We start from the raw sequence: 15,416 nt of genomic DNA on the forward strand, positions 1-15,416 counted from the left end.
CAGGAGAAGGACGCGCCATGCAGCACCCATCGAAGACCCCGCACGCCGACCCGTTCCGCGCGTTCGCGGCCCAGCCGGAGGCGGCGGGTCTCTACGACCCGGAGCAGGAGAAGGACGCGTGCGGCCTCGCCGCCGTCGCCACCCTGCGCGGCCCGGCCACCCACAAGATCGTCCAGGACGCGCTGACCGCCCTGCGGGCGCTCGAGCACCGCGGCGCCGTGGGCGCGGACGAGGGCACCGGCGACGGCGCGGGCATCATCACCCAGGTCCCCGACGCCCTGCTGCGCGCCACCGTCTCCTTCGAGCTGCCCGCGGCGGGGGAGTACGCCGTCGGCACCGCCTTCCTGCCCCAGGACGAGGCCGCCCGCACCGCCGCGCAGGAGGCGATCGCCGAGGCCGCCGTCGTCGAGGGCCTGGACCTGCTCGGCTGGCGGCCCGTCCCCACCGACGAGTCCGTGCTCGGCCCGGGCTCGCGCGCCGTCGTGCCGGTCTTCGAGCAGCTCTTCCTTGCCGTCTCCGCGGGCGAGGACGTCGAGGCCCCCGGCCAGTCGCTGGACGCCCGCGCCTGGCGCCTGCGCCGCCGCGCCCAGCGCAGCGGCGTCTACTTCCCCTCCCTGTCCTCGCGCACCCTCGTCTACAAGGGCATGCTCTCGACGGCGCAGGTCGAGCCGTTCTACCCGGACCTCTCGGACGAGCGGTACGTGACCCGCCTGGCCGTGGTCCACTCCCGCTTCTCCACGAACACGTTCCCCTCGTGGCCGCTGGCCCAGCCCTTCCGCACGATCGCGCACAACGGCGAGATCAACACGGTCAAGGGCAACCGCAACTGGATGCGGGCCCGCCAGGGCGAGCTGCGCCACCCGCTGCTCGGCGAGGTGCCCGAGGAGATGTTCCCCATCGTGAGCGCCTCCGGCTCGGACTCGGCCTCGTTCGACGAGGTGGCCGAGCTGATCCACCTGGCCGGCCGCCCGCTCTCGCACGCGATCATGATGATGGTCCCGGAGGCGTGGGAGAACCACACCACCATGGACGAGGACCGGCGCGCGTTCTACCAATACCACTCGATGCTCATGGAGCCGTGGGACGGCCCCGCCGCGATCGCCTTCACCGACGGCGTGCAGCTCGGCTCTGTGCTGGACCGCAACGGCCTGCGCCCCGCCCGCTACTGGGAGACCCGGGACGGGCTCGTGGTGCTCGCGTCCGAGGTCGGCGTCCTGGACATCGACCCGGCCACCGTGGTCCGCAAGGGCCGGGTCAAGCCCGGGCGGATGTTCCTGCTGGACACCGAGCAGGGCCGCATCATCGAGGACGAGGAGGTCAAGGCCGAGATCGCCGCCTCCGCTCCGTGGAAGGACTGGGTGGCCGACTCGCTGCGGCGGATCGAGGACCTGCCCGAGCGCGAGCCCGTCCGCTACCACGGCGACTCCGTCCGCCTGCGCCAGCGCCTGTTCGGCTACACGGACGAGGAGGTGCGCACGATCATCGAGCCCATGGCGCGGCACGGCGCCGAGCCCCTCGGGGCGATGGGCACGGACACCCCGATCGCGGTGCTCTCCCCGCGCCCGCGCCTGCTCTTCGACTACTTCACGCAGAACTTCGCGCAGGTGACCAACCCGCCGCTGGACTCCATCCGCGAGGAGCAGGTCACCTCGATGCGCACGTGCATCGGACCCCAGGCGAGCCTGCTCGCCGCGGGCAAGGTGACGACGGACGCCGTCGAGATCCCCTTCCCGGTGCTGGACAACGAGCAGCTCGCCCGCATCGCCGCGGTGCGCGCCGAGGACGGCACGCGCCGCGCCCTCAAGGTCAAGGGGCTCTACCTCGTGGCCGGCGGCGCCGAGGAGATGCGCTCCCGCCTCAAGGAGATCTGCGAGCAGGTCTCCGCGGCCGTCCAGCGCGGCGTGCAGTACGTGGTCCTCTCGGACCGGGACGCCAACGCGCAGTGGGCGCCCATCCCGTCCCTGCTGCTCACCTCGGCCGTGCACCACCACCTGCTGGCGAGCGCCTCGCGCACCCGCACCTCCCTGCTCGTGGAGGCCGGCGACGTGCGCGAGGTCCACCACGTGGCCGTGCTGATCGGCTACGGCGCCTCCGCCGTCAACCCGTACCTGTCCATGGAGACGGCCGAGGAGCTCGTGCGCACCGGCACGCTCACCGGCGTCACCGAGCAGGAGGCCACCCGGAACCTCATCCACGGGCTCGGCAAGGGCGTGCAGAAGATCATGTCTAAGATGGGCATCTCCACGGTGGCCTCGTACTGCGGCGCCCAGACGTTCGAGGCGCTCGGCCTCTCCCGGTCCTTCGTGGACCGCTACTTCACGGGCACCCGCTCGCCGATGGACGGCGTGGGGCTGGACGTGATCGCGGCCGAGTCCGCGGCCCGCCACGCCACGGCGTTCCCCGTGGACGGCTCCTCCGCCTCCACCGTGGGCCCGCGCGACACCTCGGGCCTGCCCGTGGGCGGCGAGTACAAGTGGCGCCGCGAGGGCCCGCCCCACCTGTTCAACCCCGAGACCGTGTTCCGCCTGCAGCACGCCACCCGCGAGCGGCGCTACGACATCTTCAAGGACTACACGCGGCGCGTGGACGAGCAGTCCGCGGACCTGATGACCCTGCGCGGCCTGCTCGGGCTCGCCACGGAGGGGCGCGAGCGCGTGCCGGTCTCCGAGGTCGAGTCCGTCGAGTCGATCGTGACGCGGTTCTCCACCGGCGCCATGTCCTACGGCTCGATCTCCCAGGAGGCCCACGAGACGCTCGCGGTGGCCATGAACCGCCTCGGCGCGCGCTCGAACTCGGGCGAGGGCGGCGAGGACCCCGAGCGCCTGCTCGACCCGGAGCGCAACTCGCGCGTCAAGCAGATCGCCTCGGGCCGGTTCGGCGTCACGAGCCTGTACCTGTCCACCGCCACGGACCTGCAGATCAAGATGGCCCAGGGCGCCAAGCCCGGCGAGGGCGGCCAGCTCATGGGCGCCAAGGTGTACCCGTGGGTGGCGCGCACGCGGCACTCGACGCCGGGCGTCTCCCTCGTCTCCCCGCCGCCGCACCACGACATCTACTCGATCGAGGACCTCGCCCAGCTGATCCACGACCTCAAGCGCGCCAACCCGCAGGCCCGCGTGCACGTCAAGCTGGTCTCCGAGACCGGCGTGGGCACGGTGGCCGCCGGCGTGACCAAGGCGAAGGCCGACGTCGTGCTCATCTCGGGCCACGACGGCGGCACCGGCGCCTCCCCGCTGAACTCGCTCAAGCACGCCGGCACGCCGTGGGAGCTGGGACTGAGCGAGGCCCAGCAGACGCTGCGGCTCAACGGGCTGCGCGACCGCGTGACCGTGCAGGTGGACGGCCAGCTCAAGACCGGCCGGGACGTGGTGATCGCGGCCCTGCTCGGCGCCGAGGAGTTCGGCTTCGCGACGGCGCCGCTCGTGGTCTCGGGCTGCATCATGATGCGCGTGTGCCACCTGGACACCTGCCCCGTGGGCGTGGCCACGCAGAACCCCGAGCTGCGCGCCCGCTTCACCGGCCGGCCGGAGTTCGTGGTGACGTTCTTCGAGTACATCGCCCAGGAGGTGCGCGAGCTGCTCGCCGAGCTCGGCCTGCGCTCCCTGGACGAGGCGATCGGCCGCCAGGACCTGTTGCACAAGGACGCGGCGATCGGGCACTTCAAGACCGAGGGCCTGGACCTGTCCGGCGTGCTCTCGGACGCCGGGGTGCCCGAGGAGGCCCCGCGCCGCCGGCTCACGGAGCAGGACCACCGGCTCCAGGACCAGGCGGACCAGCGCTGGCTGGACCAGGTGGCGGACGCCGTGGTCACCGAGACGCCCGTGACCGTCACGGACCGCCTCGTGAACACCGACCGCTCCGTGGGCACCCTGCTGGGCCACCGCGTCACCGCGGCCCGGCTCGACGACGAGCTGCCCCGGGACACCATCCGCATCGAGCTGACCGGCGAGGCCGGGCAGTCCCTCGGCGCCTTCCTGCCGGCCGGCGTGACCATCACCCTGTCCGGGGACGCCAACGACTACGTGGGCAAGGGCCTCTCCGGCGGCACGGTGGCCCTGCGACCCGACCCCGAGGCCCCCTTCGCGGCCGAGGAGAACATGATCGCCGGCAACGTGGTGGGCTACGGCGCCACCTCGGGGCGGCTGTTCCTCAACGGCCGCGTGGGGGAGCGGTTCCTGGTCCGCAACTCGGGGGCGGTCGCCGTCGTCGAGGGCATCGGCGACCACGGCCTCGAGTACATGACGGGCGGCACCGCCCTCGTGCTGGGGGACACCGGCCGCAACCTCGCGGCCGGCATGTCCGGCGGCGTCGGGTTCTTCCTGGACCTGGACCCCGCTCAGCTCAACCCGCTCGCCGTCAAGGAGGACGAGCTGCTGCTCGGCCGCCCCGAGGGTGCGGACCGCGCGCTGATCCGCGAGCTGCTCGAGGAGCACCGGGCCGCCACCGGCTCGGACCTGGCCGCGCGCCTGCTCGCCGAGCTGGACGGCCCCGCTGAGGCCGCCGAGGCGCTCTGGGAGCGCTTCACCACCGTCCTGCCGCGCCGCTACGCGGCCGTGCAGGAGATCCGAACCGAGAGCGGGGACGCCGGCACCGACCCCGACGGCGACGCCGCCTGGGCCCGAATCCTGGAGGTGACCCGTGGCTGACCCGCGCGGATTCCTGAAGCATCGCGAGCGCGTCGCTCGCCCCTCGCGCCCCGTCCCCGTCCGCATCATGGACTTCAAGGACGTCCACGTGCGCCAGGACGAGGCGATCGTGCGCACGGAGGCCTCCCGCTGCATGGACTGCGGCGTGCCCTTCTGTCACGCCGGCTGCCCCCTGGGCAACCTCATCCCCGAGTTCAACGACCTCGTGTACCGGGACGACTGGGACGAGGCCGGCGCCCGCCTCGAGGCCACGAACAACTTCCCCGAGTTCACCGGCCGGATCTGCCCCGCCCCGTGCGAAGCCTCGTGCGTGCTCGGCATCAATCAGCCGGCCGTGTCCATCAAGCAGGTGGAGCTGTCGATCGCGGACCACCTCTTCGACGCGCCCTCCCTCACCCCGCACCCGCCGCAGCGGCAGAACGGGCTGACCGTCGCCGTCGTCGGCTCGGGCCCGGCGGGCCTGGCCGCCGCCCAGCAGCTGACCCGCTCGGGCTACACCGTGGTGGTCCACGAGAAGGACGAGGCGCTCGGCGGGCTGCTGCGGTTCGGCATCCCGGACTTCAAGCTGGAGAAGCATCTGATCGACCGCCGCATCGCCCAGATGACCGAGGAGGGCACCCGGTTCCGCACCGGCGTGCGGATCGGCACGGACATGAGCTGGGAGGCGCTGCAGCGCCGCTACGACGCCGTGGTGCTGGCCACCGGCGCCCCCGTCGGCCGGGAGCTGCCCCTGCCGGGCCGTGGCCTGGACGGCATCCACCTGGCCATGGACTACCTCGTGCCCGTCAACCGGCGGGTCGCCGGCGGCGAGCCCGAGCCGATCAGCGCCCAGGGCCGGCACGTCGTGATCCTCGGCGGCGGCGACACGGGCGCGGACTGCATCGGCACCGCCCACCGCCAGGGGGCCGCCTCGGTCACCACGCTGGCGATCGGCAGGCGGCCGCCGGAGCAGCGCCCCGAGCATCAGCCCTGGCCCACCGTGCCCACCCTGTTCGAGGTCGCCTCCGCGCACGCCGAGGGCGGCGAGCGCACCTACCTCGCCTCCACCGTCGAGTTCCTCGGCGACGCGGACGGCCGGGTGCGCGCCCTGAAGGTGGCCGAGACCGAGATCCGGGCCGACGGCACCCGCGGCCCGCGCGCCGGCACCGAGCACGAGATCCCGGCCGACCTCGTGCTGCTGGCCCTCGGCTTCACGGGCGCGGACCTGGACGAGCTCGTGGACCGCTCCGCCGTGAGCCTCGAGCGCGGCCTTGTGGTCCGCGACGAGACGTACGCCACGCAGGCCCCGGGCGTGTTCGCCTGCGGCGACGTCTCCCGCGGCGCCTCGCTCGTGGTGTGGGCGATCGCCGAGGGCCGCGCCGTCGCGGCCGAGGTGGACCGGTTCCTCACGGGGGACACCATGCTCCCGGCGCCGGTCCGGCCCTCCGACCACGGCTTCGTCCTGAGGTGAACGGCGGGGCGCGCCCCTCGGACGGGGGGCGCGCCCGTGCCTAGAGTGGACCCATGAGACACGCCAAGATCATCGCCACCTTTGGGCCCGCCACCGCCTCCGACGAGACCACCCGCGCGATCATCCGGGCGGGGGCGGACGTGGTCCGCCTCAACATGAGCCACGGTGACCACGAGGTGCACGCGGGCTCCTTCGAGCGCGTGCGCCGGCTCAGCGTGGAGGAGCGGCGCCCGGTCGCGATCTTCGCGGACCTGCAGGGCCCCAAGATCCGCCTCGGCCGCTTCGCCGACGGCCCCCACGGCCTCGAGACGGGGGACCGCTTCACCATCACCACGCGCGACGTCGAGGGCACCGCGGACCTCGTGGGGACCACCCACGCCGGCCTGCCCGGGGACGTCCGCCCGGGGGACACCCTCCTCGTGGATGACGGCAAGGTGCGCCTGCGCGCCGTCGAGGTGACCGACACGGACGTCGTCACCGAGGTCGAGGTCGGCGGGGACGTCTCGGACAACAAGGGCATCAACCTGCCCGGCGTCGCCGTCGACGTGCCCGCCCTGTCCGAGAAGGACGAGGAGGACCTGCGCTGGGCGCTGCGCACCGGCGTGGACATGGTGGCCCTGTCCTTCGTGCGCGACGCCGCGGACATCGAGCGCGTGCACGAGATCATGGACGAGGAGGAGCGCCGCATCCCCGTCATCGCCAAGATCGAGAAGCCGCAGGCCGTGGACAACCTCGAGGCGATCGTGGACGCGTTCGACATGATCATGGTGGCCCGTGGCGACCTCGGCGTGGAGCTGCCGCTCGAGGAGGTGCCCGTGGTGCAGAAGCGCGCCGTGGACCTCGCCCGCCGCTGGGCCAAGCCGGTGATCGTGGCCACCCAAGTGCTCGAGTCCATGATCGAGAACCCGCGCCCCACCCGCGCCGAGGCCTCGGACTGCGCGAACGCCGTGCTCGACGGCGCGGACGCCGTCATGCTCTCCGGCGAGACCTCGGTGGGCACGTACCCCGTGCTGACCGTGGAGACGATGGCGCGCATCATCGAGTCCACGGAGACGCACGGGCTCGAGATGATCCACCCGCTCGGCTCCCGGCCGCGCACGCGCGGCGGGGCGATCACGCGGGCGGCCGTCGACGTGGCCGACCAGCTGGACGTGCCGTTCCTCGCCACCTTCACGGAGTCGGGCGACACCGCCCGCCGCCTCTCCCGTCTGCGCCCGCGGCAGCCGATCTACGCGTACACGCACCGCGAGCACACCCACAACATCCTGTGCATCGCGTGGGGGGTGTACCCCAAGATGGTCCCCTTCGCGGAGACCACGGACCAGATGACCCGCCTCGTGGAGGAGTCCCTCACCTCGGAGGGCATCGCCGAGCGCGGCGACCTCGTCGTGATCGCGGCCGGCTCGCCCCCCGGGCAGGTCGGCTCCACGAACACCCTGCGCGTGCACCGCGTGGGCGACGACGCGAGCGGGGTCGCCGTCCCGCCCGCCGAGCGCGAGCCCGTGGGCTTCTGGCCCGCGCACTCCCCGCGCTGAGCGGCGTGGCGGCCGCGGCGCCCGCGGCGGCCAGCCGTCAGCCGACCTGGTCGACGACCGTCTGCGCGACCTCGCGCATGGTGAGGCGCCGGTCCATGGAGGTCTTCTGGATCCACCGGAAGGCCTCCGCCTCCGTCAGGTCCATGCGCTCTTGGAGGAGCGACTTGGCGCGGTCCACGACCTTGCGGGTCTCGAGGCGGTCGTCCAGGTCCCGGACCTCCGCCTCGAGGCTGCGCAGCTCGTCGAAGCGCGCGACCGCGAGCTCGATCGCGGGGACGATGTCACTCTCCGTGAAGGGCTTGACCACGTAGGCCATCGCCCCGGCGGTGCGGGCCCGCTCCACCAGCTCGCGCTGCGAGAAGGCCGTGAGCATGACGACCGGTGCCAGGCGGTCCCGGGCGATCTCCCCGGCCGCCGCGATCCCGTCCATGACCGGCATCATCACGTCCATCACGACGATGTCCGGGCGGTGCTCGCGCACGGCGTCCACGGCGGCGCTGCCGTCGCCGGCCTCCGCCACCACGGTGTAGCCGGCCGCGGTGAGCAGCTCCACCACGTCGAGACGGATGAGGGCCTCGTCCTCGGCGACGACGGCGCGCAGGCGGGGGGTCTCGGCGTTGGGGCTCATGGGGACCTCCGGGTGAGGGGGCCGGGCCGGGTGCCCGGGCGCAAGAAGCGTACCGTGTGCGCCTGAGGCCCCCTGTTAGAGTGGTCGGGGCCGCCGTCGTGCGGACCTGCCCGAATGGTGGAATCGGTAGACACGCCGCACTCAAAATGCGGTGCCGCGAGGCGTGTGGGTTCGAGTCCCACTTCGGGCACCCCCATCGACCCGCCGGAAGGAGGCGCCGGCATGGAGTCTCCTGACACCCGCTGTGCCGACGTGAGCGCCCGGGGCACCAACGGGCAGGTCTCCTCGTGGGGGGCGCTCCACGCCGGCGTGCCGCCGAGCCGGCCCTGAGCCGGCCCGCCGCGGACCTCCCTCCGCCCGTGGGCCCCACCGGCCCACGTCCGACGTTCCTCGACCATGCGGGGTGTCCCACTTGCTCCTGATCAGCCTCTGTCTCACCGCCCTCGCGGTGGCGGCCGCCGTCCCGCTGGGACGGTGGCTCGGCCGCGACGCGGGATGGGTGCTGGCCGTGCCCCTCCTCGCGGCCGCCGGCGTCCTCCTCTCCGCCTGGACGGGGGAGGCCGTCCGCGAGCACCACGCCTGGATCCCCGCGATCGGGGTGGACCTCGACCTGCGCCTGGACGGGCTCGCGCTCGTGTTCTCGCAGATCGTGCTCGTGATCGGCGCCGGCATCCTGGCGTACTCCAGCCGCTACCTCGGCCGGGACCGCGAGAAGGAGCGCCACGGGACCTTCTACCTGCTGATGACCGTCTTCGCCGCCTCGATGCTCCTCCTCGTCCTGGCGGACAACCTCGTCGTGCTGTTCGTCGCGTGGGAGTTCACCTCCTTCACCTCGTTCTTCCTGATCGGGCGGGCGGGGGAGAAGGGCCGCGAGCCGGCGATCCGCACGCTCCTCGTCACGGTCGCCGGCGGCCTCGCACTGGTGGGCGCGGTGGCCGTGATGATCGTCCAGGCCGGGACGGCGTCCCTGTCGGACGTGCTCGCGGCCGACCTCTGGCGCGACCCGGCGGTGAGCACCCTCGTCGCGGTCCTGCTCGCGGTGGCGGCGTTCACCAAGTCGGCGCAGTTCCCCTTCCAGGCATGGCTGCCCGACTCGATGGTCGCGATCTCCCCGGTCTCGGCCTACCTGCACGCCGCCGCGATGGTGAAGGCCGGCGTGTTCCTGCTGCTCGTCTTCAGCCCCGTGCTGGCCGGCACCGCCGTGTGGTCCACCCTGCTGATCGCCTCCGGCCTCACCACGGCGATCTTCGGAGCCGTCTCGGCCATCCGCCGCCATGACCTGAAGGGCCTGCTCGCCTACTCCACGATGAGCCAGCTCGGCCTGCTCGTGACCCTGATCGGCGTGGGCACCCCGGCCGCCCTCACGGCGGCGATCGTCCACACCGCGGCGCACGCGCTCTTCAAGAGCGCCCTGTTCATGCTCATCGGCATCGTCGACCACCAGGCGGGCGGGCGGGACCTGCGCGACCTCGCCGCCCGGAACGTCCGCATGCCCGTCACCGGGACGGCGATCGTGCTGGCCGCCGTCTCGATGGCCGGCGTGCCGCCGCTCTTCGGCTTCGTCTCGAAGGAGGGGCTGCTGGACGCGGCCCTCGACACGCCGGGGCCGGCGTGGACGGCCTGGGTCGTCACGGGCGGGATCGCCCTGGCCTCCGTCTTCACGTTCGCCTACTCCGGGCGTCTCGTGCTCGGCGCGCTCGGCATGTGGGGCAGCAGCCCCACGGGCGCGCGCCACACGTGGCAGTCCGGCCGGGGCGAGCCGGTGCGCGACCCCTCGTTCACGTTCTGGGCCGTCCCGGCGCTGGGCGCGCTGGCCGGCCTCGTCCTGGGGCTCGCCCCCGGGGTGCTGGACGAGCCGGTCGGGGAGGCGGCGACGGCCGCGGCGGGCCTCCCGGTCCACCCTCACCTGGCCCTGTGGCACGGGCTCACCCCCGCCCTGGGCGTCTCGGCCGCCGTGATCGCGTGCGGCCTGCTCCTCGTCGCACTGCGCCGCCCCGTCGAGCGGATCGCCTCCCACGTCGAGCTGCCCCTGTCCGGTCTCGCCGCCGTGGACGGCGTGCGCCACGCCCTCGTGGACATCGGCGCCTTCGTCAGCCGCGCCTCCGGGACCATCGCCCCGCGCGGCCACCTGCTGACGCCCGCACTCGTGCTCGGCGTCTTCGCGGTGGCGGGCGTCCTCACGGTCGAGGACCTCCCGGCTGTGGTGGGCCAGCCCTCGCGCTGGCACGACTGGGCCCTGGTCCTCCTCGTGGGCGCGGGCGTCGTCGCCACCATCTGCGCCAAGACGCGCATCGCGGCGATGGTCGTCGTGGGCGTCGTGGGCTTCGGCGTGACCCTGTGGTTCTTCACCCTCGGGGCCGTGGACGTCGCGCTCACCCAGCTCCTCGTCGAGGTCCTCACGGTGTGCGTCATGGTGCTGCTGCTGCGGCGCCTCCCGGCGCGGTTCCGCACGGACGGCACCCCCCGCCGGGCGGGGGCCGTGGTGGCGGCCCTCATCGCGGGCCTCGCGTCCATGCTGGGCGTCCTCGCCTTCACGGGCCGCGGCGGGGTCTCGGAGATCTCCCGCTACTACCTGGAGCACTCCTACCACGACGCCGGCGGGTACAACGTCGTCAACGTCATCCTCGTGGACTTCCGAGCCCTGGACACCTACGGCGAGATGACGGTGCTGGGCGTCACCGGCCTGACGATCGCCGCCCTCCTGATGAACCGGCGCCCCGCGCCGCCGCGCCCCTCCGCCGTGGACCTGAACTCACCGCTCGCCTCCGTGCGGGAGAACCTCGTCTACGCCCGGACCTTCGGACGAGCGCTGAGCCCTGTCATCATCGCCCTGTCCCTCCTGCTGTTCTTCCGCGGGCACTACGAGCCCGGCGGCGGCTTCATCGCGGCGCTCGTGGGCGGTGCCGGGTACGCCCTGATGTACCTGGCCGCGGACACGGGGACGGCGCGTCGTCTGCAGTGGCCCTACATGAGCCTGATCGGCGGGGGCATCACCCTCGGCTCGCTCGCCGGCCTCGCCGGCTACCTCACCGGCAAGGGCTTCCTGGGCTCCGCGAGCGTCAAGGTGCTCGGCTATGGCGTCTCCACCACGCTCGTGTTCGACCTGGGCGTCTATCTCTCCGTCATCGGGCTCGTCGTCGCCGCGTTCGCGCTGCTGGGCGGGGACGAGGCGGAGGAGGAGTCCGACGAGCACGGCCCGGTCGACGACGGCGCCCCGCCGGGAGTCCTCCCCGCGCCTCCCGGGGCACCGGTCACGGCCGTCGCCCCGACCACCACGATCACGACGACACGAGAGGGGGCCTCCCGATGACCATCGCCATCACCGTGGGCCTGCTGATGTTCGGGGCCGTGTACCTGTTCTCCAAGCGCGAGCTGCTGCGCGTGATCCTCGGCATGGTGCTGCTGGGCCACGCCGCCAACCTCGCGATCATCGCGGCCGGCGGCACCGACCGTCGGACACCCCCCTTCACCCCCGGGGGAGCGGTCCCCGAGGGGGCGGCCGATCCGCTGCCGCAGGCCTTCGTGCTCACGGCCATCGTGATCTCGTTCGCCATCACCGTGCTGCTGCTCGTGCTCGCCGTCACCGGCCGCACCGACGACGCCACGGCGGACCCCCACGAGACACCCGATGCGCTGGAGGCCGCGGCCTCCGACGCCCGCTTCCCCGCGGCGGAGCGCAGGGCCGCCGCCGAGGAGCTGCGCAGCGGCGCCATCCCGCGCGTGTCCGCGCGGGCCGCCGAGCCGTCCGCCCCGCACGGTCCGGGGGCACGCGCATGAGCGACCACGCCGTCGGGCTGCTGCTGCCCCTGTTCGTCGCCCTTCCCCTGCTCGCGGCGGGCCTGCTCGTGATCGCCGGCGAGCACCGCCGATTGCATCGGGGGGCACTCACGGCGCTCCTCGCGCTCACCGCCGTGGCCGGCACGGCCCTGCTCGTGCGGTCCCTCGACGGCTCCGTCGCGGCCGCCGGGGTGGGCGGCTGGCCGGACGGGGTCGCGATCCCGTTCGCCGCCGACACGCTCACCGCCCTCATGCTGACCCTCACGAGCGCCCTCACCCTCGTGGGCGCGGCCTTCGCCTACGGCTCCCGCGTGGCCAACTCGGTCCACTTCGCCCCGCTCATGCTCGTCCTCGTGGCCGGCGTGAGCGGCGCGCTGCTCACGGCGGACCTCTTCAACCTGTTCGTGTTCATCGAGGTCATGCTGCTGCCCTCGTACGGGCTCTTCGTCCTCTCAGCCAACCGCCGCGAGCCGCTGCGCCGCGTGGACGGCGCCCGTCTCTACGTGACGCTGAACCTGCTCACCTCCACGATCCTCGTGACGGGCGTGGGCTTCGTGTACGCGCTCACCGGCACCGTCAACCTCGCGGCCCTCGCCGGGGCGGCCGCCCGGGACGAGCGCGTCGCCCTCGCCGCGGGGCTCGTGCTCTTCGCGCTCTCCATCAAGGCCTCGGTGCTCCCCCTCCACGGCTGGCTGGCCCGCGCCTACCCGTCCACATCGCCCGCCGTCACGGCGATCTTCGCGAGCCTGCACACCAAGGTCGCGGTGTATGCGATCTACCGGATCTACTCCGTGGTGTACGACGGCGACCCGCGGCACCTCTGGTTGCTGCTCACCCTGAGCCTGCTCACGCTCGTGGTCGGCGCCGTCGCCTCCGTGGGCGAGCACGGCACGCGCTCGGTCCTCTCGTGGCAGATGGTCAGCGGCATCGGCGGGATCCTCCTGGGCGTCGCCCTCTCCAGTCAGGCCGGACTGTCCGCCGGGCTCTTCTACCTGATCCACCACATGGTGGTGATGGCCTGCCTGCTCACGGCCACCGGTGCGATCGAGGTGCGGTACGGGACCGGCCGCCTCGCGGACCTGCAGGGCCTCGCCCGGCGCGAGCCCCTGATCGCCACGGCGTTCTTCGTCGGCATGCTCTCCCTCATCGGCATCCCCCCGTTCTCCGGCTTCGTGGGGAAGCTGATGCTCGCGGTGGCCGGCGTCGAGGCGGGTCGGACCGTCATGGTGACCCTGCTGCTGGGCTCCTCGCTCGTCAGCCTGTGGGCGCTGTTGCGCGTGTGGAACGCGTGGTTCTGGGGCGAGCCCCGGGCCCCGCACGGACACCGCGAGCGGCTCGCGACGTCGGCGATGCCCGTCGTGAGGGCGGGGCAGAGCGCCCTCCCGGAGCCGGCCGGCTCCGCCGCGACGGGCCGCGGGTCGAGCACGGACACCGAGCGCACCGAGTCCTGGATGTCCTCCGAGGCCCTCGACGCGCCCACGGGCGTGCTGCCCGTGGTGCTCTCCCCGGACGAGGACGCCCACCGATCGCGCATCCCGGCGCGCCTGGCGGCCCCAGCCGTCCTGATGGCCGCCACGACGCTGGCCCTCGGCCTCGGCGCCCAGGGCCTGTGGCCCCTCACGGACCAGGCCGCCGCCGGCCTCGTGGACCCGAGCGCCTACATCGAGGCGGTGCTCGGCCTGTGACCCCCACTCCGCAGACCTCAGGGAGGCCCAGCATGACCCCCACGGACGGGACGGTGGACCTGCGCCCGGGCACGAAGGGCGCGCTCTCCTGGCCGGTGCGCTGGCTCGTGTTCTGGTGCTGGTACGCCTGGGCGCTGGTGACGTCGTCCGGCGCCGTGCTGCACGACCTGATCACGCCCGGCGACCAGGCCCGCTCCGGGATCGCCCGCGTGCACAGCAACTGCCGCACGGACCCGGAGCTGACCCTGCTCTCGACGCTCATCACCCTCACCCCCGGCACCCTCACGCTGGGCACCCGCCGTGAGGCGGACGGCCGGCGCCTGCTCTACGTCCACGGCCTGTACGCGGACGACGCGGACGCACTCCGCGAGGAGATCCATGACATGGAGCGGCGCATGCTGCACGCGATGCGCCGCACGGGGGTGACCGCATGAGCGCGCTCGACTACGAGTGGTCCCACCTCGGCATCGACATCGCCCTGGTCCTCCTGCTGGTCTCCGCCGTCGTGTCGGCGGTCCGGATCCTGCGCGGGCCGCTCGATGCCGACCGCGCCGTCTCCGGCGACCTGCTCAGCTTCAGCGTGATCGGGATGGTGGTGCTGCTCGGCGTGCGCGCCGGGAGTCCGTTCACGTTCGACCTGGTCCTCGTGGCGGCGATCGTGGGCTTCCTGTCCGGCATGTCCCTGGCCCGCGCACTCACGCGCGGAAAGCGATGAGGAGGTCCTGACGATGGACGCCTTCCTGACGGTTCTCGGCTCGATCATGGTGGTGGGGGGAGCCCTCGTGTTCCTCGGCGCCGCCGTCGGGCTGATCCGCTTCCCCGACCCCTACATGCGCATCTCGGCCACCGGCACCGCCGGCGGCGTGGGCATGATCCTGATCGTGGTCGGCGCCCTCCTGCACATGCCGAGCGTGTCGAACCTCGTGAAGGTGGTGCTGATCGTGGTGCTCCAGCTCGGCAGCGCCGCGGTGGCCACCATGGCCCTCGGGCGCTCGGCCTACCTCACGGGCGTGCCCATGGCCTCGGGCCACTACGACGAGCTCGCAGCGGACACCCCGGGGCGCGAGCACGGCGAGCCGGCGCCGCGGGCCGCCGACGCGGACTGAGGGGCTCCGGCGCGGTCGGAGCGGCCGTGGCGTGGTGCGTCAGCCCTGGCGGGCGAGCACGAGGTTCGTGATGCGGGCCGTCGAGAGGCGGCGCCCGTCCTCGCCCGTCATGACCACCTCGTGGGTGATGAGCGTGCGGCCCACGTGGACCGCCGTCGCCGTGCCGGTGACGGTTCCGGCGCGCGCCGCGGCGTGGTGCGTGGCGCCGATCTCGATGCCCACGACGTTGTGGTCCCGCCCGGCGGCGACCTTGGCGGCCACCGAGCCCAGCGTCTCGGCCAGCACGAGGTGGGCGCCGCCGTGCAGCAGGCCCACGGGCTGCTCGTTGCCCGCCACCGGCATGGTGGCGACGGCGCGCTCCGCGGTGAGCTCCGTGAACACGATGCCCATCTTCAGGGCCAGCGGGCTGACGCCGGCCCCGCCGAGGGCGTCCTGCAGCTCGGGCGGCAGGCCCGCCGCGGCGGAGAGCTCCGCGAGCTGCTCGGGCGTGAACCGCGGTCGCACCCCCGCCCGGAAGGTGAGGTCGGCGAGGGCGGCCGGGAGGTCGGGGCTGCAGGCGGGGGTGTCGGTCATGGGCACTAGGCTGGCA

Annotated in this window: 11 protein-coding genes and 1 tRNA gene; 10 read left to right on the top strand and 2 right to left on the bottom strand. The window is 73.4% G+C overall.

The genetic code is table 11. From position 1 onward, the window contains the following. The first annotated feature begins 17 nt into the window (after positions 1–17). The 3 genes from gltB to pyk are packed head-to-tail and all read left to right on the top strand — an operon-like array spanning position 18 to position 7,631. Entirely contained in the window at positions 18–4,646 is a 4,629-nt protein-coding gene (gene gltB / locus AAG742_RS05730; RefSeq protein WP_298710312.1) for a glutamate synthase large subunit, read from the top strand. Next, complete coding sequence (locus tag AAG742_RS05735; protein ID WP_298710310.1) at positions 4,639–6,096, top strand: glutamate synthase subunit beta; 1,458 nt, start codon at positions 4,639–4,641, stop codon at positions 6,094–6,096. The genes gltB and AAG742_RS05735 overlap by 8 nt, the downstream gene beginning before the upstream one ends. Before the next feature lie 53 nt (positions 6,097–6,149). Continuing rightward, complete coding sequence (gene pyk / locus AAG742_RS05740) at positions 6,150–7,631, top strand: pyruvate kinase (RefSeq protein WP_298710308.1); 1,482 nt, start codon at positions 6,150–6,152, stop codon at positions 7,629–7,631. A gap of 37 nt (positions 7,632–7,668) precedes the next feature. Here the strand turns inward: pyk and AAG742_RS05745 are convergent, their stop codons facing one another. Then, entirely contained in the window at positions 7,669–8,259 is a 591-nt protein-coding gene (locus AAG742_RS05745) for a response regulator (RefSeq protein WP_298710306.1), read from the bottom strand. 108 nt (positions 8,260–8,367) lie between these two features. Here AAG742_RS05745 and AAG742_RS05750 point away from each other — a divergent pair. From AAG742_RS05750 to AAG742_RS05780, 7 genes are all read left to right on the top strand, one after another. Further along, positions 8,368–8,449: transfer RNA gene (locus AAG742_RS05750), tRNA-Leu, on the top strand. Between the two features lie 213 nt (positions 8,450–8,662). Beyond that, positions 8,663–11,569, top strand: a complete 2,907-nt coding sequence (locus AAG742_RS05755; RefSeq protein WP_343282407.1) for a DUF4040 family protein — start codon at positions 8,663–8,665, stop codon at positions 11,567–11,569. Next, positions 11,566–12,036 carry a cation:proton antiporter subunit C gene (locus AAG742_RS05760; protein WP_248116948.1) on the top strand — a complete coding sequence of 157 codons (471 nt, stop codon included), beginning with the start codon at positions 11,566–11,568 and terminating at the stop codon, positions 12,034–12,036. Before AAG742_RS05755 ends, AAG742_RS05760 begins: the two co-directional genes overlap by 4 nt. Further along, the gene (locus AAG742_RS05765; protein ID WP_298710302.1) at positions 12,033–13,721 is read left to right on the top strand and encodes a monovalent cation/H+ antiporter subunit D family protein; all 1,689 of its coding nucleotides are present in this window, start codon (positions 12,033–12,035) and stop codon (positions 13,719–13,721) included. The genes AAG742_RS05760 and AAG742_RS05765 overlap by 4 nt, the downstream gene beginning before the upstream one ends. Before the next feature lie 32 nt (positions 13,722–13,753). After that, the gene (locus AAG742_RS05770) at positions 13,754–14,155 is read left to right on the top strand and encodes a Na+/H+ antiporter subunit E (protein ID WP_298710300.1); all 402 of its coding nucleotides are present in this window, start codon (positions 13,754–13,756) and stop codon (positions 14,153–14,155) included. Beyond that, positions 14,152–14,436, top strand: a complete 285-nt coding sequence (locus AAG742_RS05775) for an MrpF/PhaF family protein (protein WP_298710298.1) — start codon at positions 14,152–14,154, stop codon at positions 14,434–14,436. The genes AAG742_RS05770 and AAG742_RS05775 overlap by 4 nt, the downstream gene beginning before the upstream one ends. Positions 14,437–14,449: 13 nt before the next feature. Continuing rightward, positions 14,450–14,827 (top strand): monovalent cation/H(+) antiporter subunit G, encoded by a 378-nt coding sequence (locus AAG742_RS05780; RefSeq protein ID WP_248116955.1) that lies wholly within the window; start codon positions 14,450–14,452, stop codon positions 14,825–14,827. A gap of 39 nt (positions 14,828–14,866) precedes the next feature. Here AAG742_RS05780 and AAG742_RS05785 read toward each other — a convergent pair whose 3' ends face one another. Next, positions 14,867–15,400: a hotdog fold thioesterase gene (locus AAG742_RS05785; protein WP_298710296.1), complete on the bottom strand. Its 534-nt coding sequence runs from the start codon at positions 15,398–15,400 to the stop codon at positions 14,867–14,869. Between the last annotated feature and the right edge of the window lie 16 nt (positions 15,401–15,416).

Source organism: Micrococcus sp. 2A (genome assembly GCF_039519235.1).
In the GTDB taxonomy this organism is placed as follows: domain Bacteria; phylum Actinomycetota; class Actinomycetes; order Actinomycetales; family Micrococcaceae; genus Micrococcus.

What these genes read in the sequence shown, in the direction of transcription:
- gltB (WP_298710312.1), top strand. Translation starts at nt 18, where the DNA reads ATGCAGCACCCATCGAAGACCCCGCACGCCGACCCGTTCCGCGCGTTC.
- pyk (WP_298710308.1), top strand. Translation starts at nt 6,150, where the DNA reads ATGAGACACGCCAAGATCATCGCCACCTTTGGGCCCGCCACCGCCTCC.
- AAG742_RS05745 (WP_298710306.1), bottom strand. Translation starts at nt 8,259, where the DNA reads ATGAGCCCCAACGCCGAGACCCCCCGCCTGCGCGCCGTCGTCGCCGAG.
- AAG742_RS05760 (WP_248116948.1), top strand. Translation starts at nt 11,566, where the DNA reads ATGACCATCGCCATCACCGTGGGCCTGCTGATGTTCGGGGCCGTGTAC.
- AAG742_RS05765 (WP_298710302.1), top strand. Translation starts at nt 12,033, where the DNA reads ATGAGCGACCACGCCGTCGGGCTGCTGCTGCCCCTGTTCGTCGCCCTT.
- AAG742_RS05770 (WP_298710300.1), top strand. Translation starts at nt 13,754, where the DNA reads ATGACCCCCACGGACGGGACGGTGGACCTGCGCCCGGGCACGAAGGGC.
- AAG742_RS05775 (WP_298710298.1), top strand. Translation starts at nt 14,152, where the DNA reads ATGAGCGCGCTCGACTACGAGTGGTCCCACCTCGGCATCGACATCGCC.
- AAG742_RS05780 (WP_248116955.1), top strand. Translation starts at nt 14,450, where the DNA reads ATGGACGCCTTCCTGACGGTTCTCGGCTCGATCATGGTGGTGGGGGGA.
- AAG742_RS05785 (WP_298710296.1), bottom strand. Translation starts at nt 15,400, where the DNA reads ATGACCGACACCCCCGCCTGCAGCCCCGACCTCCCGGCCGCCCTCGCC.